The sequence below is a fragment of the Clostridia bacterium genome, assembly GCA_017620395.1.
GTDB lineage: Bacteria > Bacillota > Clostridia > Oscillospirales > RGIG8002 > RGIG8002.
The window spans coordinates 1-24,282 of the sequence record JAFZQJ010000022.1 but is presented as its reverse complement, the minus strand read 5'-3'; the positions used below and the strand labels follow the sequence as shown (position 1 = coordinate 24,282).

Here is a 24,282-nt window from a genome sequence, read left to right as displayed (position 1 = left end):
TCGCCGGAGCGGTCGACGAGGATTCAAAATCGATGATAACTTCTCAGGGCGGGATTGTTATCGATTATTGTAAAACTGACTGTTATGCATATGAAAACTCCGCGCTGACAGCCGAGGCGGCGATAATGGTATACGTCGGCGCGTCCGCAACTTCTCTGAGAGGCGCAAAAGCTCTCGTTTCGGGTTTCGGCAGGATAGGCAAAGCGCTCTCCGCGCTGCTGAAAGCGCACGGCGCCGACGTAACCGCTTCCGCAAGAAAGCTTCAGGATATAGAGCTTATTCGCGCATACGGCTGCAAGCCTATGGAAACAGCTGCGATCCGCGGCGAATACGACGTTGTTTTCAATACTGTTCCCGCAAACGTCTATACACGTGATATTATCGACCGGACAAAAACGGATTACTACGTTGAACTCGCATCCGCGCCGTTCGGCATCGAAAGCCGCGACATATGGGGAACCGGAACCAAAGTAATACTCGCTTCGGGTCTTCCGGGCAAGGTGCTGCCCGTATCCGCAGGAAAACTTATTGCCGACACCGTATGCACGATTATGGAGGAGGCGCGAATATAATAATAACAAACGTATACCGAAAGGAAATCCTATATGGAAAAGATACGCGTCGGATTCGCGCTCTGCGGTTCCTTTTGCATGCTGCGAAAAACGCTCTTACAACTGCCGCGGCTGAACGAATCCGGATTTGATATAACTCCGATTATGTCTGAAACTGCATTTGATACAGACACGCGCTTCGGAAAAGCAGAAGAGTTCAGGGAAATACTGAGAGAAGCAACGGAGAAAGATATCATACACACCGTCGCTCAAGCGGAGCCTATCGGACCCAAAAAACTGCTCGACTTGTTGATAATCGCTCCCTGCACCGGCAATACGCTCGGAAAACTGGCCGGCGGAATAACCGACACAGCTGTCACAATGGCGGCAAAGGCGCATCTGCGAAACAAGCGTCCGCTGCTGATTGCTGTTTCGACAAACGACGCGCTTTCCGCGTCGGCCAAGAATATCGGCGCATTGCTTAACACAAAGAACGTCTATTTTGTTCCGTTCAAGCAGGACGATCCCGAAAACAAGGAAAACTCGCTCGTCGCGGATATGAGTCTGCTGCTCCCCGCTTCCCTGGCCGCGCTGGAAGGCAAACAGCTTCAGCCGATTATTCAATCATAACGCAAAACCGGACCGCTTTCGCGGCCCGGTTTCATTATCAGAAGCCAATCCGTTTTTTCTGTTCGAGCTTCTCGCTGAACTCTTTCTCTGAGCTTGCCGCGATAAAGTCGTCGCGTGAAAGCGTTATCTTGTTCGCTCCAGCGTGAGATGCGCGGAGAGCGGCCTTCGACCACGTTCGTTCGTAGAGATTGCGAACGAAGCGGGCGTTCGCGAATTCGCGCGATGAAAGCAGTTCGTCCGAAAGCGAGCGGAAATACTCGTGTGCGCCGTTTTCGAATTCCGGCGTGAAATCGAAATGCTTCCGAACCATAAGCATAAATATTTCAAACAACTGCTCACGCGTGTAATTCTCAAAAGTAATCGCATAAGGCATACGGCTGCGAAGACCGGCGTTGCCCTTCATCAGCGTTTCCATATCGTCGGTATAACCCGCCATTATAACGAGCATATCGTCTCTGTGGTTCTCCATTTCGGAGATCAGCGTCGTCAGGGCCTCCTTGCCGTAATCGTTGGTATGAGTGTCGTCCTGATACAGCGCGTACGCCTCGTCTATAAATAGCACGGAGCCGTAGGAATCACGGCATACGGCCGCCGTTCTCGCTGCGGTCTGGCCGACGTATTCGGCGCAGAGCGAGCGCGCCGTATACTCCATAAACGCGCCTTTTCTCAGCAGACCTTCCTCACGGAATATCTGACCTATAATGCGGGCGACGGTTGTCTTTCCCGTTCCGGGCGCGCCGAGGAAGCGCATATGTATACAAGGCCTGTCAAGGCGCTCGTCTGCGGCAGCAAGCTTCACCTGCGAAACGATTTCTTTAACTCGCTCGGTAATCTTCTCCATGCCGATCAGCTCGGAAAGCTGTTCATAGCCGCTCTTATCCGTCTTTTTGACGGCGGCAAAGCCGTAAACGTCGTCGGGAGAAATAGTCGAGCCGTCGGCGGTTTCTCCGTTCGCTTCATTCAGCGAATCGTGCGCGGCCTTTTGAAGGACAGCTTCCTGCGCTATCTTTTCAACGGTCTTGAAACCGTAAAAGTGTCCGTCGCGTTTCTCCTCTCTTACTCTGTCGAAAAAAGTTTCGGCAAGCGAGTCGTCGATCGTGTATCCGTACTTTGTAATGACGTCGTAAAAGCATTCCATAAGCACCGCGTCATGAAGCGGAGGTATCTGAACGACTCTGAACGAAGCGACGTCGGAAAGTATTGCCGCTACGTTATCCAGCGCCTTCTTCTCCAAAAACGGGATGCGGAATACGAACACGAATTCATTCTGCAGCTCGTGCAGCTTTTTAATGAAATCCCTCAGCTCGTCGAGTTTGTCATCGCCGAGAAAGTAGCTAATATCCACACCTATAACGTTATAGATGTTATCTTTTAATATTTTCTTAAGGTCGTTCGCCGTGTCGTACGCGGTGCATGTTCCGTTTTCCGTTCCTCCGCCGATACGGTATTCGGCGTAATTTGCGCGCTTCTTATCCGGATCGTCATAAACGCTCATGCGGTTAAGATAATCGCCGAAAGAAGAGAGCAGAGTCGTAAAACCGCATCCGGAATCGATCGCAAAAAGATAGTTCTGCCTGCGAAGGGCTTCAAGCGCGCCTTTCTCGCGAAGAATCGCTATCTGCGCGGTCAGTTCGGTCGTCATCTGCTGATAAGGGAGAACGCCGTAGTATCCTTTATAGATCGCCGCCATAAGGTCGGCGGCGTCGTCTCCGGTATCCGGAGTTATCAAAAAGCTCATATCGCCGGCGTTTTCGGGGCATTGCTCCTTCCAGACGTACGAAAGCGCTTCGAGGCATTCTTTTCGGGATTCTGCTTCAACGCGCAAAACCGAGAAAGTATAGCGAAGAAGAAGTCGTTCAACGGTCATCTTTTCCTGCAGCGCCGAATAATAGAGGTCGAGCTGTTTTTGCCCTTTCATTATGCAGTCTAAAGCAAACGAATAAGTCAAGGAAGCGCGGACAATATACTTACTCATACCGTTCCCCTTTCGGATTCGATAACTGTATTATAATTCTATCATCTTTTGCGTGATAATACAAGGTGTTTTTGCAGACAAAGAAAATACGGATTGCGGCACGCTTTTATTCCCTGCGGAGTTTTTATACACAAAGAGACCGCCCGAATGGGCGGTCTCTTTGTGTGGTCGGAGTGACGGGACTTGAACCCACGGCCTCTTGGTCCCGAACCAAGCGCTCTACCAAACTGAGCTACACCCCGATCGACTGTTGCGCGACGCAACAGTTGATATTATGACAAATTTGAAGCAAAAAGTCAAGTGATTTTTCTATTTTTTCGAAAAAGCGTAGACGGTTTCGGATTTCCACTCCTCGCCGCTCTTTAACACGGCGGACGGGAACTGCGGTTTATTCGGCGCGTCCGGAAATCCCTGCGTTTCAAGGCAGAACGCCTGACGGCGGAAATACGGCGCTCCGTTCTTCCCTGTTCCCTCGCTCTCGCCGAGGAAATTCGACGTGTAAAGCTGCATTCCGGGTCGATCCGTACGGCACTCCATGCATATGCCGCTCTTTTCGGAAAAGGCGCACGCGGCAGCGCGCATGCCCTCCCCGTCGATAACGAAGTTGTGGTCGAAGCCCGCGCCGATTCGGATTTGCGGATCGTCCGCGTCTATTCCGTCTCCGATCCTCTTGAATTCTCTGAAATCAAACGGTGTACCTTCAACGTTCATAAAGCTGCCGTCCGGTACGCACAGATCGTTCAAAGGCGTTATTTCGGAAGCGTTGATTTTCAGATACTGACCGAGCGCGTCGCCTTCGCCGTCGAGATTGAAATAGCTGTGATTCGTCAGACTAATGACGGTGTCTTTATCAGAAACGGCTGAGTATTCAATGCGCAGTTCGCCGTCGGAAAGCGAGAAAGCGACCGAAACGCGCAGCTCGCCGGGGTATCCCATATCCCCGTCCGGCGAAACGTGGGTAAAAACAACCGTCGGCTCAGCGCCGTCCGTCACTTCATAACTCCATATCGCTCTGTCGAATCCGACCTCGCCGCCGTGCAGATGCACCTTTCCGGAGTTTCTGCCGACGTCGTATTCAACGCCATTCAGAGTGAATCTGCCGGCATTTATGCGGTTGGCGAAACGGCCAACGGTCGCCCCCTGATACGCGGTGCACTTTTCATATCCCGCGGCGTCGTCATAACCGAGCACTACGTCGACGCCGCCGACAACGATCGACTGAACGCGCGCGCCGTAATCGAGAAGCGTTACGTTCAGAATTCCGTTGTCGAGCGTTATCGCTGTTACGTTCCTTCCGTCGCTAAGTATTCCGAAATCTCTTTCTATTATCATATCGCATCTCCATAATCGTATTATAATGATATGTTACCTTAAAACCGCGCGCGTTTCAAGTGTTTTTTGATACTTGCGGCGATTATTCTTGATGTTAAGCCGAAAACGTGGTATAATCGCTTTTACGGAGGCGAAAGTATGACTGCATTGCTTTCCAGATTATTCATACAAGACAGAGAAAACGTTACTTCCCCGAAGGTCAGAGGAGCATACGGTATGCTTTTCGGCGCGGTCGGGATATTTCTCAATATAATCCTTTTCGGCTTCAAACTCGCAGCCGGATTGATAAGCGGATCTATCGCTATAACGGCAGACGCGCTGAATAACATAGCGGACAGCGGCTCTTCAGCGGTAACCCTGATCGGATTCAAGCTCGCCGGCAAGAAGCCGGATCCTACACACCCGTTCGGTCACGGCAGGATTGAGTACATATCCGGACTCATAGTCGCGATGGCGATACTGCTGATGGGATTCGAGCTCGGCATCACTTCAGTACAAAAGCTGTTCAATCCGGGTGAGATAGACTTCAGTGCTATCATAATAGTTATTCTTGCGGTTTCAATCGCCGTAAAATTCGGCATGTTCCTCGACGGATTGCACATCGCCAAGCTGATCGACTCCCCCGCTATCAAGGCTACCGCAAAAGACAGCATCAGCGACGCTGTAACGACTACCGTCGTCCTGATCAGTACGATCCTATCGCGCTTCACGGACTTCAACGCCGACGCCTGGGGCGGCTGCATAGTCGCGCTGTTCATTCTCTACTCCGGCTTCGGCGCCGCAAAGGATACGATAAGTCCTCTTTTAGGGCAAAAACCGGACAAAAAACTCGTTGACGATATTAATAAAATAGTCTCATCAAATCCCGCGGTGCTCGGAGTACACGATCTTATAGTTCATGACTACGGCCCCGGAAGGCTGATCGTTTCCCTTCACGCGGAAGTGTCGGCCGCAGCTGATATGCTCGAAACGCACGATCATATCGACAATATCGAACGCGAGCTTGCTGAAAAACTCGGCTGTCACGCGGTAATCCATATGGATCCCGTCGTTACCGGCGATGAAGCTGTTGCGGAAACGCGTGACAAGGTCGATGCATTGCTGAAGGAACATATTGACGGGCGATTGAGCATCCACGATTTCCGTATGGTCGTAGGCCCGACGCATACCAATCTTATCTTTGACGTTGTCGTACCGTTTGACATCAAGGTCGGCGACGGCGAACTGGAACGCGAAATCAATGTATTAATAAAAACGCTCGACGAAAACTACTTCGCCGTTGTTGATTTCGACAGAGCATACGTGTGAGGTTACAAACAGGATGGATAACAAAGAGAAAGCCGAATTAATAGCTGAGCATTTTTCAGCGCTCGCACGGCGTACGGAGATCGAAACAGCGGTCGAGTATTTCGAACGTTATGCCGCATTCGGCGATGAATCAAGCGATCCGCATATAAAGTCCGGCGAGCTGCGCACGCCTCCGATGAACGAGCTGTATAAGGGGATATCGGACCGATAATAAAACACAACGCCCGAAGGATAATCCTTCGGGCGTTAATTGTGTCATCAGGTATCAGAGGGCGCATTCAGCACGGAGAGCGAGAAGCGCATCCGCAACGTCTACCCTACCATCGCCGTTAAGATCGGCGTTATCAACGACAGCCAGTCCCGCGGCCGCACGAAGTATTGAGAGCGCCGAGGGTACGCTCGGATTCGCGGATTTAACGGGAGCGTTTGAGAGAAGGTCAACGCCTTCGATTCTGACTACCGCGCCGATGGCGGCATTGATGAATTCGACCTTTATGCTGACTATTTCGGAAGGCGCGGCAGGAAGCGCGAAGCAATAATTCCCTTCGGAAATAAGTGCGCGTTCGATCATCGCCGCGGTTTCTCCGTCGGCAGTAGCAACAGTCATTCTTACCGCAAAATCATCATTGGTGAAATCCGGATGGAGCGAAGCGAGTCTGAAGCGAATCGCTCCGTAATTGCCGGAAACTTCCGGGATATTTTCAAACATGACCGACGCATTGGCAGAGTCACCGTAAACATAGCCAATATAAGGCTTTGTACCGGTATTGTCATTCTCGCCCTTTGCCCAGAACGTCAAGGTATAGTCGGTGTTCGGGCTCACGGTGATTCCGGTCTGTTTTGCGGTCTTTGCGTTCTTTGCGGCAGCCATCAGGCGCAACGCGCGGCTTCCTCCGTGGGCGTCGTTTGTGATAAAGCTGTCGTTATAGATTATCCACGGATCAACGGCCGCGTCTTCAAAATCGCCGTTCTTTACCAATACTTCACCTGCGGCGGGAGCGGGCGTAACAGCGAGGTCGTCTATCAGAAGCGAACTGCCGTCGGGCGAATTACCGGACGTGAAGCTGAGATATACCTTTGTATAATTCCTGCTGTTGAAATTAACGGTGTACTGCGTCCAGCTGCGGGATATTTCGACAGATTTGGTCGCAAGTCTGGTGTCGGCATTGCCGCAGAACGTATCGAGCATGCCGTCGGAAACGGACGCAGCGGCACAGGAAACGTCGAGCGAATCCTTGTTCGCTTCAACAAGTCCGAATTCTTCCGAGGAGAGAGGAATCGGAACAAGAGCGTCGATCTTCGAAATCAAATCGAGCTTTGCGGCATATCTTTCTTCTCTTGTCACCGCGGATTTGAAAGTCTCAAACGAAGACGAAAAAGCGGCGAAGCTTGCGGAGGTATATTCAAACGGATCCTTACCGTAAGAGATGCCCAGCAGCTCTGCGTAACTGATTCCCGTGTCTGTCTTATAAGCGTGTATGGAGTCGAGCTTGACAGTCGATTTTGCAGAGCAGCCCGCCGTAGAGAGTCCGAACGTGTCAAGACCGACGGCGTTTTCCGCAGATATTGCAGGCTCAAAACTGTCAAAAGGAAGGAGTATCTCGCCGTACTCGTTCTTCATAGCTTCACTGAAGTCCGCCGACGCGGTAAAGGTACTTCCCTTACCTACCGTGAGAGTAAAGGCATTATCCTCAAGCCCCGAAGCGCTGAGAACGAAACCGTCATAAGCGGAAAGATCAGTGCTTCCGCCGTTCTTCAGCTTAAAGGGAGACGCGAGCGGCGTCGTAACCGTAAGGTCGAATCCGACTCTCGCGTTGGCCATAACGACAAGAGAACCTTTGGAAACCATCGCGGTGACGGCGGAGTTGTTGGAAGAAGTCGTGTTGAGCGTTATGCCGTTGACGTGACTATTCTTCTTAATATTGGTAAAAGACCACGACGAGAAGGAATTCAGTTCATCAACGGTATAATCGTTAACGGCGGAGGTCTGTTCAGCGCCCTGCGCAAAATCATAAACTCCCATAGACGCGGATATAAACTTCGGGACGTCTATGCTCTTGTGTTCGCCGGTAAGCGCAGAAGCGTTTTTGCCGTAAGTATAGAGCGCGGTATTCAGCGAGCTTGTGCCGTATTTCTTGAAGCACGAGTTAGTCGTGTTCCCCTGATTCGGACGGTCATTGAGCGTCAGCTGACCGGCTTCAACGTCGCCCGCGACAACAAGAAGAGTATCGGGGTGCTCGTCAACATAAGCCATTGCGACGCCGACGGCTTCGTCAAACTTGACAAATTCCTCGACCATCTTATTCATATTTCTCTCGAAACAGTACTTATCGATAAGTCCGCCCTCGGCAACAATGAAGAAGCCGTCAGGGTTGCCGAGCAGCTCCGTCGCCTTCGTGAGCATTGCGGAAAGCGAAGGCACCTGATAACCGGTATCAAAAGAATAGTTGCTGAAAGCGCCGATAATCTTTTTATCGGGCGTAAGTTCGGAAAGTCTGCCGGGCGAGGTCACGTATTCATAGCCCGCGGCCTTCATTTCCGCCCTGTAATTATCGAAGTATTTCGAGCCGCCGCCGAGGAAAAGGTCGAAACCGCTGGCAATCTCCTGACGGGCAACTCCGTAAAGATCGGATTTCAGCGGATTGTGCACCGCAAAAGCCGCGGGAGTGGCGTCGTTAAGGTATTTATCCGTAATGATACCTATCTTCTTGCCGGCGCTCTGCAAAGCCTCGGTAATAAGCGTAGCAGGATTACCCTCGTGATCTATACCGAGGTTAAAATTCAGCGTTTTCTTACCCGTAGAAAGAGCGGTAGCGGCAGCCGCGGGATCCGATATGGCGTTATCGGAGTTTGTGGTATCAAGAGTTCCGGAATACGTAAGATTCAACAGGTTGAGCTGCCTTCCGGATTTGATTCTCGCGGCGTTAACATGCGCGGGACTTATTCCGCTGCCTATGAGCAGAATAACGTTCTTTGCCGTCAGGTCGGGCTGCGGCGCTACCGCGTAAACGCCTATACCGGCAAACAGCGTCAGCACGAGCGCAAACGCGACGATTAACGATGCTGATCTTTTAAGCATTTTCTTTTCCTCCTTGGACTTTAGCTGCATTTACAGTATTTTTCAATAACATAACCCTTGTCATCGGGCCGACACCGCCCGGAACGGGAGTGATGAACGACGCTTTTGCGGCGCAGGAATCGAAATCGCAGTCGCCGCAGAGCTTGCCGTCTTCGCCTCTGTTGATGCCGACGTCTATTACGACGGCGCCGTCTTTGATCATATCCCCCGTCACAAAGCCCGCCTTGCCGATCGCCGATACGAGTATATCCGCTCCGCGAGTTATTTCAGCAAGATTCTTTGTACGCGAGTGACAAACGGTAACGGTTCCGTTCGCCTGCATCAGAAGCATCGCCATCGGCTTGCCGACGATATTGCTCCTGCCGATAACAACGCAGTTTTTGCCTTCAACCGATATACCGGAGAGCTTTATAAGTTCCATACAACCCGCAGGCGTACACGGAACGAATGAATAGTCACCGGTCATTATCCGGCCTACGTTATAATAAGAGAAGGCGTCAACGTCCTTTTCGGGAGCAATAAGCTGCGTTATCTCGGTTCCGTCGAGTCCATGCGGTAACGGAAGCTGCACGAGTATTCCGTGGACAGACGCGTTGTTATTGAGCGACTTAATGATGTCGATCAACTCACACTTTTCGGTATTCGCCGGGAGCGTTATACTCTCCGACAGTATACCGACGTCTTCACAGTCGCGCTTTTTATTGCGCACGTAAACATGCGAGGCGGGATCGTCACCGACGAGGATTACGGCGAGCTTTGGCTCCGTTCCCCCGCTCTTCAGTAAAGATACCTCGGCTTTGATTTCTTCTTTAAGCTTTGCGGCAAGTGATTTACCGTCAAGAATAGTAGCCACTAATCAGTATCCTCCGGTATGTTGATTATCAGACTGTCGTCGTGCTCCGGCAACCGTTTGACGCGTTTTTTTCTTCCGCCGCTTTTGATGCGGAATACTATTATCAACACAACCGCGGCAACGAATGTGGCGGCAGCGATGACCTGCGACACGCGGATATTGGCGAAAAGGATAAGGCTGTCGGTGCGAAGCCCCTCGACGAACATCCGCTCAAATCCGTACCAGGCGCAGTACAGGAGCGCCACTTCTCCGTCGAACTTCTTGTATTTATTATAAAAGAGCCACAGAACAATCACGCCGAGCAGACACCAGAGCGATTCGTACAAGAACGTCGGATGCACGGGTTTTGACGAATCAAGCAGAATGCCGAATCTGTCTTTAACTTCAACGGCTTCACTGCGAATATTCTCAGCGATAATGTTGCCCGTCATCCCCCAAGGGAGGTCTGTGTTAACGCCGAAGGCTTCCTGATTGAAGAAGTTGCCCCATCGCCCGAGAGCTTGACCGATAAGCAGCGCGGGAGCCGCAATATCCGCCAGCTTAAAGAACGGCTGCTTCTTCACGCGGCAATAAACGAATGACGCAAGCACGGCGAGAATAACTCCTCCGTATATCGCGAGCCCGCCTTTCCAAATATAGAGAATGCTTATCGGATCCTTTATATATTGATCAAGGCGGAACAAAACGTAATACAGACGCGCTCCGATAAGTCCGAAGACCATAGCGATAATAGCGAGATCGATAAACGTATCGCTCTTGAAGCCCTGTTTTTTGCCCTGAACAAGAACGTAAACGATCGCAAGCGCGAATCCGAGCATAATGCAGAGCGCGTACCACTTAATCTCGATTGAACCGATCTTAAAAGCGGTAGGCGAAATGTTTATCGTTATTCCCAGCTTTGGAAAGCTTATATAGTCCATTATAACTCCTCCGGAGAAAAATATCAACTACTAAAAAGTTTCTATCAGTTTCGCGATATATCGCATAATGATAAGGGCGTCGGAAACGGTAACGCTTCCGTCGAGGTCAACGTCCGCGGCTTTGCGCTGGTTCGCGGTAGGCTTCTTGATTCCAAGGGAATAACGAAGCGCGAGAAGCGCGTCCTCAACGTTGGTTTCCCCGTCTTTATTCGGGTCTCCGAGGGTGTAAGTCGGCTTCACGACGGGAAGCTTGATATCCGCAATCAGCGGCCAGTGGTCGGAAGCGGCTCTGATTTGCTGATCCCTGACCTGCGCGGTGTAAAGGCATGTTGCCTCAACGCTGCAAAAGATGTGGTCGACGCAACCGCTTATGGGGTTAGGATCGGCGTCAAACAGAACGTTGCTGTTAGCGATATTCTGATACGGTACCTCGTCGATCGTAGTGTTCATATCGCCGGTAGAAATAAACGGGCACTTGTTTTTACTGAGCCAGCTCTGCGCTTTTTTAATGAGCTCGCCCGCCTGAATGGTTCTCTGCGGAGTGTTGTCTCCGCCGGATCCTTCCCATCCGGAATTCAGATGAGTCGAGCTAACCGCGAACTTCCTGCCGTCGACTTTATTTTCCAAAAGAGCAATCGCCATGTGACGCATTTGAGCGGCGTTAGAAACCGAATACTTAAACAACTCTGTTTTTACAACATTATACTTAGTCTTGTCGTACAAAAGCAGCGAACAGTTTTCATCATCGCCTTCATCGTTGAGGTCCGGATAGACAAATTCATACTTATCTCCGAGCAATTCGCGAATACCGATATGCCACAGCTTCGAGCACTCCTGAAGACCTACGACGTCCGGTTTATAATAATTGACAAAATCGGCAAATAGTTCGGGGCGGGTACCGATTTTCCACGGGCTCCAACTGAAGTCTTCCTGCGCGACGAGCACGTTATACGAAATGATTCGTATATCCGCCCCTTCGACGAGCTGCTCGGGATACGTCCCGACGTAGTCGTCTTTTGTTTCGGCAACCGCGCCGGCCGCAGGGAACGCGGTCATAAAGAGCGCGACCGAAAGCAGAATTGCAATCAATTTCATTTTCATTATAATACCTCCAGAGAATAATGAGGATAAAGCACAACTAATCAATCAATCCGGCAGCCTTGCGGAGTATCCAAAGAGCATCGGAAACGGTAATTACGCCGTCCCCGTCGATATCAGCGGCTTGGAGCTGGTAGCCCTGCGGCTCTGCAAGCCCGACGGAAATACGCAGCGCGGCGAGTGCGTCCGCGACGGTTATCTCCCCGTCTTCGTCAAGATCCCCCCTAGTGTAAGGAGGAGGCGTAGTGTCGACGACGGTAAACCTAACGGTAGTTGAATACTCGTCGTATCCGTTCACGACCTTGAGTTCATATTCGCCGGGCTCGGTCAAGTCGGCTTCTCCGTAGCGGCGCTCGCCGTTGAGATACGCGATATGCCCGCAGTTCCAGGACGCGTGCACCTGATCGGTGTAAAGGTCGTAAGTCGCTCCGTCCTCGACGCCGGTTATAACGGGAGCGCCGAGCGGTACGAATTCGAACTTGGTCGGATTGTTTTCGGCAAACGTCTGCGCATACGAACCCTCAACGCCGTAGAGCTTGACAATCTTTCTGTTTCCGCCGAAAAGCGTTCCGCTTATAGATGTGACGCTCTCGGGGATATAGACGGATTCCATAAGGTATTGTGTGCCGAGATTGGCGCTTACGCTCGTCGTGCCGTCTCTCACGATAAGCTCTCTCGCGCGGTAGTTTCCGTTAAGCGCGGTGGAAGAAAAGGACGTTCCGTTCCCTACCGTCACGGTGCCGACGCCGGTGTTGCGGAATGCGTAAGTATTGACCGAAGTGCCGTCCGGAATATCCGCGGCGCCGAGCAGTTTGCAGTCGTTGAACGCGTACTGCCCTATCGTTTTAAGCGATGACGGGAACTCTATTTCGCGCAGCGAGCTGCACGCCTGGAAGGCGTACTGATCGATCTTCGTAAGAGTATCAGGCAGTCTGACGGTCATATGGTGCACGGTTCTGCCGTAGCCGGCAAAAGCGTACTGCCCGATAACCGTCACGGGGTATCCTTCTATTTCGTCCGGAATGACGACGTCGCGCAAACCGGAGATACAGTCGGTTATCGTGACCTGATCGTTATTGATAGAATACATAAACTCATCGGTCGCTGTTTTCGTCCCGTCGACGGTAAAGTCAGCCGAAGCGAACGATTTTCCCCGCGCCTCGTCAATAAGCTGCACGCGGTAGTTTCCGCCTTCGGTAATACGAACCCTGATAAGGCGTGTTAGTTTTAGATAATTAGCGTCCGCTTCAAGCGAAAGCAGATTATCTTTATCAAGAGGAATTATCACTTCCGTATCGTCGTCGAGATTCTTCACCCTGACGGACGGATGCTCATAATAAGGCGAGTTGACGGTTTCAAGGTAAACGTAGCCGTTACGGTTTATGGTAACGGTATCCGAGAACTCGTGACCGTCCGCCGAAACTCTGATGAAATCGTAGATAACCGTAGGTCTCGGACCTGTCGCGGTCATCATCCTGTCTATCATGTGAGGCGTCGCGTACTTCATGTAGGCAACCTTCGAGGCGATCTTGTAATACGGCGACGAGGGACTCAGCCGCGCGACTGCGGCTTGCAAGTCAGATTTGTCATACTCCTTCGGAAGCGCCCACTTCTGCAGCGAATGCGGATAGGTGCGCTCGCCGAAGAAAACGTATGAGCTGTCCGGCGTGAATTTAATGCGCGAAACTATATACCCTTCGAGGTTAGCGTCGGTGTTTCCGGCTTTCAGCGTTTCGAGATACGTGCCGTCGGACGCAAAGACCTTGGCGCCACCGTCGTAAGACGCGACAACTATATATTTGCCGTTCGGCGAATACGCCGCTTCTCTGATAACGTTGCCGAAACCGCCAAGCAGCGAAACGAGTTCGCCGCTTTCGACGTCGAATAAACGTGCAGCGCCGTAGGTGGAGGTGCAGAGAATATTCTTATCGTCGGGCGAAAACTCGAGGCGTCTTACCGAGCCGGTGTTTACGTTGTTGAGTTTCTTTATAAGCGCCTTGCTCCCGACGTCCCAAAGGCAGATGACTCCGTTATCGTCGGAGGTGGCGAGCAGACTTCCGTCCGAGGAGAAATCCGCGCCGCGGATCGCCCTGACGTGTCCGTCGGTAATGTGCGCGTATTCGGTCCAGTCGGAAACGTTGTAAACAAACGTACCGTTGCTCGTTGTCGTAACCGCAGCCTTTGAACCATCGTCGGTAATCGCTATGAAGCGCGGGTCGCTGCCAACGTCGATTTCCTGCAGCTTAGCGCCCGTATCCGCGTCGAAAACGCGGAACTTCCATTTCCCGGTGCCGCTTGAATACTTCTGGGAACCGCCGTTGAAACCGCCCACAATCAAAGCGCTGCTATCTTTGGTGAAAACAACGCTCTCCTGAATGACCGTGCCGTTGTATATCCTGCGCGGCGCTTTTGTGTAATCCGAGGTATCGAAAATCGCTATATTGCCCTGCGTGGACGCGACCGCCAGCTTGCTGCCGTCGGGAGAATACAAAACGCGCAGCGCTCTGTCAAAGCCGGTGGAAAGCACGTGCTTCGTCACGTTCGTGACCGGATCCATGATATAGACCTTCTTCATGTGGTCGGCGGAGGCGATCTCGGTGCCGTCGGGCTTGACGTCCGTCGGGAAGTTGATGTCCCAGTAATCGTTGATGGCGACCGCGTTGAGACCGGTGGAATAGTTCACGCTTTCCTCGGTCGTGTAGTCTTCGGTGCCGTCGGTCAACTCGCCCGCCTCAAGGAAGCAGCGGACGTAGTCGACGTCGATGACGTATTCTTTCTCGGCGCCCCAGGATTCGTCGACTATATTGCTCGGCCAGCCGTCATTTTTAGGCGTCCTTGCGCGCGGGGTGTTATTGAAAACAATGTATCTGGCAGTATCGCCGAATGCGAATTTCTTGCCCTCGCTGTTGTAAAGAAGCGAATTGTACTGCATTCCGTCGAAGTAGTACCTGATCATATCACGGTCCATTTCAAGACCGTAGGTGTGGTAATCGTCGCTCAGGTACTTCTCGCCGTAGCCGTTTATATTCATATATATAACTTTGGCCCAGTCCTTTTTGCCCTCGTCATCCGTCCAGTGAACGGTGCCGATGACCGTGCCGTTTTTGGCTATATCATCTTCGACGACCATTTCCATTATGTCGACTTCGCCGGCGCCCATATTCATCATATCTGTCGGCATAAGCCAGAACGCCGGGAACTGACCGGTGCCGTACGCCAGCTTTGCGCGGATCTCGATCTTGCCGTAGCCGAACGCGAATTTGCCGCTGGTGTTCATATAAGTACCGGACATTTCATAAGCGTCGTATCTGCCGTATCTGCCCTTGAAATGCATATTGCCGTCGGAAACGTCGATAAGGTCGTCGTCATCCGGATAAATGGCACCGTCGGAATAACCGTCGTTCACGTTCCACTTGGTGCGGTCGAGCGAATCGCCGTCGAACTCGTCGCTCCAGCTTTGAACGTATTCTTCTTCAACGACTTTATACAGATAGAACTTTTTATACGTCGAACCGGTAGTGGCTTTAACGGTTTCACCCGAAACGGTTAACTTTCCGACATTGCGTACCTGAATAGTCGCCTTTCCACCCGTAATGCTGATAGACCACTCCTGGCGCGTGTTATTGAGGTTCGGTTCTTTCGCCTCGATACTTGTGCCGGATTCCGAAATCGTAATCACGTTGGTGCTCGATTTATTGATTATCCTGAAAGTACCGTTGCCGGAGGGAGACATTGAAAGCTGCCACATCTGCGTGCGATCGCCTTCCCTGTTTTCCTCAAGCGAATACTTGAGCGAGCTGTCTTCGATTGCGAGAGTGTTATCTCCCCATCTAATAGCCGTTTCCGGAACGGGAGGCCCGAGCGTTATCGCCTTGCCGCCGGTTGCTTCAATTATTTTATAGTACGCGTTATTAACTATCTGATTGCGTGAGGTTATCTGCGTCTCGGAATAAGCGGTCGCCGCGCTGCTTTCAAGTATCTCGTTATAAGCGTTCAGATCCGCAACTAAGAACGACGTACCGTTCGACTCTATACGGATATAGTTCATGCTGCCGTCCTTAGCGAGCGGAGAATCGCCGGTAGTAGTAAAGATTTCAAACGGGATATAGATATATCCGAATCCCCATACAACAATATCCGAGGCTGTGTAAATATAATTATCCACACCCGAACGCAGACCTATCGTAATGCTGAAAACGTCCCCGAATTCCGGATCGATCCACAGTTTCAGACCGTCCGCCTTCGACATATCAAGGCCGAACGGAGACTGCCCCGCAACACCGCTTCTTGACGCGCCGTTGGAAAGGACGGTCCCGTTTTCGTCACCTCTTACGGAAACGGAAAACTCAACGCCATCCGGTTTATGCTCACCGTCGAGAACGGGAGTCGATGAGGACTCGTTCATAGCGGCAAGATCCTCGGACGTCCAGCCATTGAAGCCGTTAAGCGGAATAAGCTCGACGTCATGCATCGGCTCGAGCATATTTTCGGCGTGCTTCAGCTCTGTAAACGCGGCTTCGAATTCTTCGCCAGTCGCAAGGTCGTTATACATAACCAGAGTCGCCTCGTATCTCTCGATGCGATCCGCAAGATACTTTCTCGACTGCTCGCTGTAACCTTTATATAAAAGGGATCTGGCGTAAGCATATTCGTCGATCGCTTTCGGTTCGTCAGCGCCGACGGTCACCGCCGACGAAAACGGCAGCATCGAAAGCGCGAAAGCGAGCGTAAGCAGTATGGCAATGAGTCTTCTTTTCATGGTTTACCTCCGTTTCTTTTGCGGGAAAGACGAAGTAATAATTTGAGTTGATTGACGATTATTGTTCAAAGGGATCGTCAATCTTCGCGGCGACGCGAAGGATGCGGAGCACGTCGGAAACTGTCACTTCGCCGTCTTTGTCAGCGTCGGCGGCTTCCGCTTGATAGCCCTCCGGCTCGGCAATCCCGAGCGCGATGCGCAGCGCGGCGAGCGCGTCGGTAACGGTGACTTCACCATCGTCGTCAATGTCGCCGATCGTGTACGGCGGAGGCGTAGTATCGACGACTGTGAAGGTCACGGTCGTCTTATACTCGTCATAGCCGTTTATAACTTCGAGCGTGTACTCGCCGGGCTCGGTCACGTCGGCGTGTCTGTAACACGCTTCGCCGTTGAGGTATCCGATGTGCCCGTTTTCCCAGGTCGCCGAAACGGGCGCTTCGTAGAGATCGTAGGTCTTGCCTTCCTCTACTCCGGTAATCGTCGGCGCGCAAATCGGTACGAAGGTAAACTTCGTCGGATACGACTCGGCGTAAGTCTGCGCGTAACTTCCCGGGACGCCGTAGATCTTTGCGATATACTTTGTGTGCAAAGAGCTTGTGTCAACGAAATTGTATATGCCTCCGGTTATCGAGGTCACGCTTTCGGGAACGTAAACCGCCTCTAACAGATACTGAGAAGAAATACTCAGGTTAACGTTCTCGATACCGTCAGCAATAATTATCTCGCGTACTCTGGACATTCCCGAAAGAGAACTGCTCGCAATACCCGATCCGGAGTTGAGCTTTATAGTTCCGACGCCGGCGTTGTTAAAAGCGTTGGAACTGACTGTCGTGCCGGCGGGGATATCGACGACGCTGAGCAGTCTGCATCTGCTGAAAGCGTACTGTTCTATCTTTTCAAGTCCTGCGGGGAACTTTATCTCACGCAGAGACCAGCAGTTATAAAAGGCGTAACTGCCGATAACCTTCAGCGTGTCGGGAAGCGTAACCGCCATATGCATAACGTTGGTTCCGTAGCCGTCGAAGGCATAAGAACCGATCTTGGTGACAGGGTACCCCTCTATCTCACTCGGAACAACGACGTTGCGCCTGCCAGAGATACACTTCGTTATCGTGACTTCTCCGTCCTTTATCGAATAGAGGAATCCCTCCGCCGCGCTTTCTTCATTGACGGCAGCGCTTGCCTTCGGGAACGCCTTGTTGGAATCGAGGTCGACGAGTTCGAACTCGAAGGAGCCGGCTTCCGCCATCTTGACCTTGAAATCGTAACTGCAATACGCCTCAATTTCGTCGTTTTCATTATAATCCATAAAGAATCCGGCGTCGTCCGCGGAAATAAGCTCGCTTGTGCCGTCGTCGGTATTTGTGACCTTCAGCGCGAGATCCGCGTATTCCGGAGACGCCCCTGCGGTAACGTAGACGAAAGCGTTTTTATTGACGGTAACGCTCGGCGGCATCGTGTATCCGTCGGGAGAGACGCTGATGAATTCGTCGGTCTTCGTCGTTCCGCCAATGCCGGTATACGCCTTGTAGATCATCTGCGGAGTAGCATACTTCAAGCCGGAAATCTTCGCCGCGTAAGCGTATTCGGGCGTGGTTTTGTCCGCGCAGTCGCTCATGGCGAGCTTAAGCTGCGTTTTGTCGTACTGCTTCGGGAGGTCCCACTTCTGCACCGAGTAAGGATCGGTGCGGGTGGAGAACATAACGTAATCGTCCTCATAAGGCGAGAACTTGATTCGGGAAAGGATGAAGCCTTCGCCGTTCTCGTCAGTCTCACCCGCCTTCAGCGTTTCGAGATATGTGCCGTCTGCGGCGAAAAGCTTCGCCCCGCCGTCGTATGAGGCGACGGCGATATATTTGCCTTCCGTAGAATAGGTCGCTTCGCGGATGACGTTGCCGAAACCGCCGAGCAGCGAGATAAGCTCTCCGCTCTCGACCTCGAACAGACGCGCGGCGCCATAGGTCGCGGTCGCGAGGACGTTCTTATCGTCCGGCGAGAAGACTACGCGTCTTACCGAGCCGGAGTTGACGTTGTTGAGCTTCTTGTTGAGCGAAAGATCGGAAACGTTCCAGACGTTTATGACGCCCTTGTCGTCGGAAGTCACGAGCAGGCTGCCGTCCGAAGAAAAGTCGGCGCCGCGGATCGCTCCGTCGTGGCCTTCGGTTATATGGCCGTATTCACTCCAGTCGGAAACGTTATAAATGAACGTGCCGTTGCTCGTGGTCGTTACCGCCACCTTAGAACCGTCGTCGGTTATCGCTATGAAGCGCGGATCGCTGCCGACGTCTATATCCTGCAGCTTCGCGCCCGTGGCAGCGTCGAAAACGCGGAAACGCCATTTTTCCGTCTTGCCGTTGGTCTGGGGGTTGTAATATGCCTGCGAACCGCCGTTGTAACCGCCGACTATCAGGTATTTACTGTCCGGCGTAAACAGAACGTTTTCCTGAATAACGGCGCCGTTATAGATTCTGACCGGCGTGTTATCGTAATTGGAAGTATCATAAATCTGTATGCATCCCTGCGTGTTTGCGACAGCGAGCTTCGTGGCATCCGGCGAATACAGAACGCGGAAGGATCTGGTGTACTTAGACATCGCAGAAGCAAGGTTGATGTATCTGAGCGTTTCTCCGGTATGCGGATCGAATATGTAGAGATTGGCGAAATGATCCGCAGCGGCGCCTTCGTTGCCGTAGCAGTTGATATCCATCGGCATATTGATATCCCACGCGTCGTTGGTGGCAACGGCCTCTATGCCGGATGAATAGTTGATGCTGTCGTCAGTCGTGAAGTCGACGGTATTATCGCTCATTTCACCGGCTTCAAGATAGCACCTGACGTAGTCTATCTTGGTTTCGTATTTATCCTCGAGACCCCACGCTTCGTTAACGATGCTTGCACCGTCGCCTTTGGTGGAATTATTTATAATGATATATCTCGCGATGTCTCCGAACGCGAACTTCTTACCCTCGCTGTTTAACACAAGCGAATTGTACTGCATTCCGTCAAAGTAGAATCTGACCTGATCGTGATCCATCTCCACGCCGTAGGTATGGAACTCATCGCTGAGATACTTTTCTCCGTAGCCGTGGATCTTCATATAATGGGCTTTTGACCAATGGGTGTATCCGTCGTCACTCGTCCAGTGGATAGTGCCGATTTGAATGCCGTTATCTCTAATGTCATCAGTAACGACAATCTCCATGATGTCGATCTCGCCGCCGCCCATATTCATCATATCGGTAGGCATCATCCAGAACGCCGGGAACTGACCGTTGCCGTAAGCGAGCTTCGCGCGTATCTCGACCTTGCCGTAGCTCAAAGCGAACCTGCCGCTTGTGCTCATATAAGTTCCCTGCATTTCAAAAGCGCCGTATCTGTCGGGTGTGACGGTCATATTCAGCATGCCGTCCGAAACTTCGAGCTGCTCGTCGTCATCAGTGTGCATGGTTGAAACCGTTCCGCCGAACCAGAAGCCGTCGTCGACCGACCACTTCGATCTGTCGAGCTTGTCGCCGTCGAATTCGTCGCTCCAGCTCTGAACGTATTCGGTCTCTACGACCTTGTAAAGCTCAAACTTCTTATAAGTGCTGCCTGTCGTCGCTTTTACGGTGTCTCCCGCGGTAGTGAGCTTGCCGACGTTGCGGACTTGAATGGTCGCCTTGCCGCCGGTGATGCTGACCGACCACTCCTGCCTGGCCTCATTGAGAACCGGTCTGGGATGAGCGAGGCTTCCGCCGGAAGACGAAATTTCGAGCGCATGCGTGCAAGATTTGTTGATAATACGGAACGTGTTATTGCCGGAAGGAGAAAGCGAGAATTGCCACATTTGCTTACGATCGCCTTCCCTGTTTTCGTCAAGATAAAGATCAAGATTGTCATCGTCCACGCCGATGCAAAGTTCCCATTGAGTTGCCGTTTCGCTGATCTCCGGTCCGAGCGTAACGGCTTTGCCGGAGGTGGATTCGATGATCTTGTAATAAGCGTTGTTCTCCAACTGATTGCGCGAGGTTATCTTCGTCTCGGAATAAGCGGTCTTCGTGCTGCCCTCGAGTATCTCGTCATAAGCGTTGAGATCGGCGAACTTGAAAGAAGCCGCAGCGCCGGTTCCGATGCGGAGATATCCTAAATCGGTTTCCTCTTTGACCGCGGCGCCGTCGACCGTGGAGAACGCGTCGAACGGTATCATGACGTAACCGTCCCCGTCCGCCCAAAAACTCGCGGAATACGCGCGGCTCATATCGGATGAACCGACGGTTATTTCAAACTCGGCCGGCGCTACCACGGAGATCCAAAGCTTGAAGCCGTCGGCGCGCACGAGGTCTGTTCCGAACGGCGAAGCGCCTATAATGCCGTCGCCCGCCGCGTTCGAGTTGGAAATATACGCGGAGCCGTCTCCGCTTACGCTGACGGAGAAATCAACGCCATCCGGCTTATTTACGGCGTCGACGGAACGGGAAGAAGAAAACTCGTTCATCTGCGCGAGAGCGGCTTCATTCCAGCCGGATACGCCGTTCATATCTATAAGGCTGAAACCGTACATCTGCGAGAGAGAGTCCTCCGCGGCGATGAGGATTTCAAGCGCGGCGTCAATTTCATCCTGCGGAGCCGTCTCGTCAAAGAGTACGGCCTCGGCTCTCTGAACACGGTCCGCAAGGTACTTACGCGACTGCTCGCCGTAGCCTTTATTCAAGAGAACCTTCGCAGAGGTAATCTCCGCGTCAAGCGCGGACGTATCCGCTGCGGACGCGGGAATGAGGCCCGCTATCGAAATCAGCGAAGACGCAACAGCGAGCGTAAGGATTAACGCGATAATCTTTTTTCTCATGGTGATTCCTCCGTTTTTCAGCGTTCGGATGTAAGGATATGCGGGAAATATCAAAAACTAACGTTTTGCAGCGGTTGTCAGTCGAGTCTCGCGGCAATGCGGAGAATACGCAGCGCGTCGGAAACGGTCACGGTGCCGTCGGCGTCAACGTCGGCAACGCCGAGCGCGTCTCCTTCCGGCTGATCGGCAAGGCCGACAGCCATACGCAGCGCCGCAAGAGCGTCCGCTACGGTGACTTCGTCATCGCCGTCTATGTCACCGATGAGCACGTAGGCGATTATCGTGACGTCAAAGGTGTCGGTGAATCCGTTGTAAGTTACCGTCAGGGTCTGCGGTCCTACGACGGTGTTGTCGAAGCCCTCGACCATTTCGGCCGTGAGAGCGACTTCTTCAGTCGAGCCGTTATCGTAAGTGACCGTTACCTTTCCCCCGGACAGGTCGAGCTCTTCTCTGCCCTCAACGTATTCGACCTTGTCGGGAGCGGTGACTTCGATGCCGGTGATCTGCGGCATTGCGGTCAGTTTGAAATCGCCGATGAGCGGATAGTGATCGGAAGTTCCCTGGAGGTCCGCGTCCGTCACGCGCGCGGTGAAAAGGCATTCGGTGCCTACGGTATGGAAAATGTGGTCGACAACGCCGGGGTCCGGATGATCGTCGGCGTCGACAAATACTCCGCTGTTGACGATGGTATTATAAGGAATATCGCCGGCCGGGCAGTTCATATCGCCGGTGGAAATGAAGGGGCAGTTCCACTGATTGATATATTCTCTCGCCTTAACGACGAGCTCGCCCGCCTGAACGTTTCTTTGCTCGGTGTGATCGTCGTCGTCCCAGCCCGGATCGAGATGAGTGGAGCTGACGATAAATCTTCTGCCGTCGCTGATGCGCTCGAAAACGCCGATGTCGATAAGGCGGAAGCGCGGGCTGTTGCCTATCGTGTAGGAATACACTTCGCTCGCGATAACGCGGAGCCTGGTCTTGTCATATATGATCGGACTGCAGTTCATACCCGCCTGACCGCCGAAATCGGGGTTGAGGAACTCATAGGTATCGCCGAGCAGACGGTTGATGCCGTCGTGCCACTTCTCGGAGCATTCCTGCAGACCTACGACGTCGGGCTTATAGTAGTCGATAAACGCCTTGAACTTCTCGGGCCTTTCGCCGATAACCCAGGGGCTCCAGCTGAAGTCTTCCTGCGCGACGAGCACGTTGAAGGATACGATTCTGATATCGGCTCCCTCAACGAGCTGCTCGGGGTATTCGCCGAAGTAGCCGCTGCCGTCTCTGTGGATAATTTCAACGTCGTCGATGTATATTGCGCTGCCGTCGGGCGAGCTGCCCGCGGAGAAGTTGACGTACCAGTCGGAATAGTCGCCGCTGTTGAATGCGATTGCGTAGCGTCTCCAGTCGTCGGTCAACGCTATCGAATTGGAGCAAAGCTTCTCCTTGTCGCCGAAAACGTAGCTGTGATACTGCTTCGTTCCGCCGGATTCGGAATCCCACTTCGCCCAGAAGATCAGGATATACTCGGTGTTCTTTGTGAGGATCAGACCGGTCTGCTTGGCAACGCTCTGATAGTAGCTGCTTCCCATCAGGCGGAGCGAATGCCCGCCTTCGTGAGCAACGTCGCTGAGAGCGGTCGTGCCGCCGGTGGTCCACGGAGAATACCCGTTCTCTTCAAATCCGCCGTTTCTGATAAGAACCTCGTCGGGCTTCTCTTCAAGCACGACGTCGTCGATTATCATGCCGGCTCCGTCGGGCGAGCTTGAAGCTGAGAAGTTGATATAGCAGGAGGTAACGTCGCCGCTGTTGAAGGAGATTGTGTGGAAAGTCCATTCAGCGGGTATCGCTATGTACTCGCTCACGATCTTGGTTCCGCCCGCGTCATAAACGCCGGCGTGGTAGCCCTTCGAGCCCTGAGCGTTCTGATCGCCCTTCGCCCAGAAGGAAAGGATATAATCGGTGTTCGGCTTTATGGTGATACCGCTCTGCCTCGCGGCTTTCGCATAAGAACCCGTAGCAAGAAGGCAAAGCGCCTTTTCGCCCGAATGAGCGTCCGCGGTGACAGCGGTGTTCTCGTAAAGCGTCCAGGGGTCTACGGTCGCGGCTTCGAAATTGCCGTTCTTAACAAGCGTCGTATCTACAGAAACTTCCATAGCAAAATCATCAACTACCACGGCGCTGCCGTCTGGCGAGCTGCCGGCTGAAAAATGAATGTAACACTCGGTAAAGTCGCCGCTGTTGAATCTGACGGTATAGAGCGTCCAATCATTAGTGATATCTATCGTCTTGTCGGTAAACTTGTTATCCTGTCCGGAGCTTCCGCCGAAAACGTAGGCGTGATAAGGTTTTGCGCCCGTGCTGCTCCCGGCGGCTTTAGCCCAGAAGGTGTAAACGTAATCGGTATTCGGCTCGATCTTCAATCCCATCTGCCTTGCGACCTTCGCATAGTAAGAGGAGCCGGAAAGGATCAGCGCCTTGCTTCCGGTATGAGCGTCGGAGGTTATCGCGCTGCCGTTGAAGATCTCCCACGGATCGATGTCGGCGTTCTCAAAGCCGCCGTTCTTGATGATAGCGTCGTCAACGATAATCTTCTCTTCCATAAACAAATCATCGATGACGATAGCGGTGCCGTCGGGCGAACTGCCGGTCGAGAAATTGACGAAGCACGACGTGAACGCGCCGCTGTTGAACTCGATCGTGTACTTAGTCCATACGGCGGTGGGAGAGAAAGAATTATCCGCAAGCTTGTTGCTGCTGTCGCCGAAAACGTAGGCGTGATATCCCTTGGAGCCGGTGTTGTCGGAAGCGGCCTTCGCCCAGAAGGTGAAAACGTAGTCCTTATTCGCCTCGATAGCTATGCCGTTCTGTCTGGCGACCTTGGTGTAGTTCGCGGAGCCGGCGGGAGCTTTAAGGCAGAGCGCCTTGGCGCCCTCGTGCGCTTCCGCAGTG

General features: G+C 52.5%; 13 protein-coding genes and 1 tRNA gene. 4 read left to right on the top strand and 10 right to left on the bottom strand.

From position 1 onward, the window contains the following. The first annotated feature begins 32 nt into the window (after positions 1 to 32). Both J5441_04170 and J5441_04165 read left to right on the top strand, forming a co-directional pair. Positions 33 to 572, top strand: coding sequence for a hypothetical protein (locus tag J5441_04170; GenBank protein ID MBO4934349.1), 540 nt, complete (start codon positions 33 to 35; stop codon positions 570 to 572). A gap of 33 nt (positions 573 to 605) precedes the next feature. Beyond that, the gene (locus J5441_04165; GenBank protein ID MBO4934348.1) at positions 606 to 1,181 is read left to right on the top strand and encodes a dipicolinate synthase subunit B; all 576 of its coding nucleotides are present in this window, start codon (positions 606 to 608) and stop codon (positions 1,179 to 1,181) included. A 37-nt stretch (positions 1,182 to 1,218) separates the two neighbouring features. Here J5441_04165 and J5441_04160 read toward each other — a convergent pair whose 3' ends face one another. The 3 genes from J5441_04160 to J5441_04150 all read right to left on the bottom strand — a co-directional run bounded on the left by J5441_04160 (position 1,219) and on the right by J5441_04150 (position 4,488). Continuing rightward, on the bottom strand, positions 1,219 to 3,156 hold the full coding sequence (locus J5441_04160; protein ID MBO4934347.1) for an AAA family ATPase: 1,938 nt from the start codon (positions 3,154 to 3,156) through the stop codon (positions 1,219 to 1,221). A gap of 165 nt (positions 3,157 to 3,321) precedes the next feature. Next, positions 3,322 to 3,398: transfer RNA gene (locus J5441_04155), tRNA-Pro, on the bottom strand. 67 nt (positions 3,399 to 3,465) lie between these two features. Beyond that, positions 3,466 to 4,488, bottom strand: coding sequence for a galactose mutarotase (locus J5441_04150; protein ID MBO4934346.1), 1,023 nt, complete (start codon positions 4,486 to 4,488; stop codon positions 3,466 to 3,468). 138 nt (positions 4,489 to 4,626) lie between these two features. Between J5441_04150 and J5441_04145 the strand changes: the two genes are divergently transcribed. Beyond that, on the top strand, positions 4,627 to 5,796 hold the full coding sequence (locus tag J5441_04145; protein ID MBO4934345.1) for a cation transporter: 1,170 nt from the start codon (positions 4,627 to 4,629) through the stop codon (positions 5,794 to 5,796). A gap of 13 nt (positions 5,797 to 5,809) precedes the next feature. Continuing rightward, a complete protein-coding gene (locus J5441_04140) occupies positions 5,810 to 6,007 on the top strand; it encodes a hypothetical protein (GenBank protein ID MBO4934344.1) in 198 nt (65 codons plus the stop codon). A gap of 54 nt (positions 6,008 to 6,061) precedes the next feature. Here J5441_04140 and J5441_04135 read toward each other — a convergent pair whose 3' ends face one another. From J5441_04135 to J5441_04105, 7 genes are all read right to left on the bottom strand, one after another. Then, complete coding sequence (locus tag J5441_04135; protein MBO4934343.1) at positions 6,062 to 8,875, bottom strand: alkaline phosphatase; 2,814 nt, start codon at positions 8,873 to 8,875, stop codon at positions 6,062 to 6,064. Next, positions 8,868 to 9,728, bottom strand: a complete 861-nt coding sequence (gene folD / locus J5441_04130; GenBank protein MBO4934342.1) for a bifunctional methylenetetrahydrofolate dehydrogenase/methenyltetrahydrofolate cyclohydrolase FolD — start codon at positions 9,726 to 9,728, stop codon at positions 8,868 to 8,870. Before folD ends, J5441_04135 begins: the two co-directional genes overlap by 8 nt. Further along, positions 9,728 to 10,648 (bottom strand): prolipoprotein diacylglyceryl transferase, encoded by a 921-nt coding sequence (locus J5441_04125; protein ID MBO4934341.1) that lies wholly within the window; start codon positions 10,646 to 10,648, stop codon positions 9,728 to 9,730. The genes folD and J5441_04125 overlap by 1 nt, the downstream gene beginning before the upstream one ends. 30 nt (positions 10,649 to 10,678) lie before the next feature. Next, the gene (locus J5441_04120) at positions 10,679 to 11,749 is read right to left on the bottom strand and encodes an endonuclease/exonuclease/phosphatase family protein (GenBank protein ID MBO4934340.1); all 1,071 of its coding nucleotides are present in this window, start codon (positions 11,747 to 11,749) and stop codon (positions 10,679 to 10,681) included. 37 nt (positions 11,750 to 11,786) lie between these two features. Beyond that, positions 11,787 to 16,505 (bottom strand): leucine-rich repeat protein, encoded by a 4,719-nt coding sequence (locus tag J5441_04115; GenBank protein ID MBO4934339.1) that lies wholly within the window; start codon positions 16,503 to 16,505, stop codon positions 11,787 to 11,789. Positions 16,506 to 16,563: 58 nt separating this feature from the next. Then, positions 16,564 to 21,330, bottom strand: a complete 4,767-nt coding sequence (locus tag J5441_04110) for a leucine-rich repeat protein (GenBank protein ID MBO4934338.1) — start codon at positions 21,328 to 21,330, stop codon at positions 16,564 to 16,566. Between the two features lie 77 nt (positions 21,331 to 21,407). Continuing rightward, positions 21,408 to 24,282: carbohydrate binding domain-containing protein (locus tag J5441_04105; protein ID MBO4934337.1), on the bottom strand; the 2,875-nt coding region annotated here is incomplete at its 5' end.

What these genes read in the sequence shown, in the direction of transcription:
- J5441_04135 (MBO4934343.1), bottom strand. Translation starts at nt 8,875, where the DNA reads ATGCTTAAAAGATCAGCATCGTTAATCGTCGCGTTTGCGCTCGTGCTG.
- J5441_04145 (MBO4934345.1), top strand. Translation starts at nt 4,627, where the DNA reads ATGACTGCATTGCTTTCCAGATTATTCATACAAGACAGAGAAAACGTT.
- J5441_04170 (MBO4934349.1), top strand. Translation starts at nt 33, where the DNA reads ATGATAACTTCTCAGGGCGGGATTGTTATCGATTATTGTAAAACTGAC.
- J5441_04120 (MBO4934340.1), bottom strand. Translation starts at nt 11,749, where the DNA reads ATGAAAATGAAATTGATTGCAATTCTGCTTTCGGTCGCGCTCTTTATG.
- J5441_04165 (MBO4934348.1), top strand. Translation starts at nt 606, where the DNA reads ATGGAAAAGATACGCGTCGGATTCGCGCTCTGCGGTTCCTTTTGCATG.
- J5441_04115 (MBO4934339.1), bottom strand. Translation starts at nt 16,505, where the DNA reads ATGAAAAGAAGACTCATTGCCATACTGCTTACGCTCGCTTTCGCGCTT.
- J5441_04160 (MBO4934347.1), bottom strand. Translation starts at nt 3,156, where the DNA reads ATGAGTAAGTATATTGTCCGCGCTTCCTTGACTTATTCGTTTGCTTTA.
- J5441_04140 (MBO4934344.1), top strand. Translation starts at nt 5,810, where the DNA reads ATGGATAACAAAGAGAAAGCCGAATTAATAGCTGAGCATTTTTCAGCG.
- J5441_04150 (MBO4934346.1), bottom strand. Translation starts at nt 4,488, where the DNA reads ATGATAATAGAAAGAGATTTCGGAATACTTAGCGACGGAAGGAACGTA.
- J5441_04125 (MBO4934341.1), bottom strand. Translation starts at nt 10,648, where the DNA reads ATGGACTATATAAGCTTTCCAAAGCTGGGAATAACGATAAACATTTCG.
- J5441_04110 (MBO4934338.1), bottom strand. Translation starts at nt 21,330, where the DNA reads ATGAGAAAAAAGATTATCGCGTTAATCCTTACGCTCGCTGTTGCGTCT.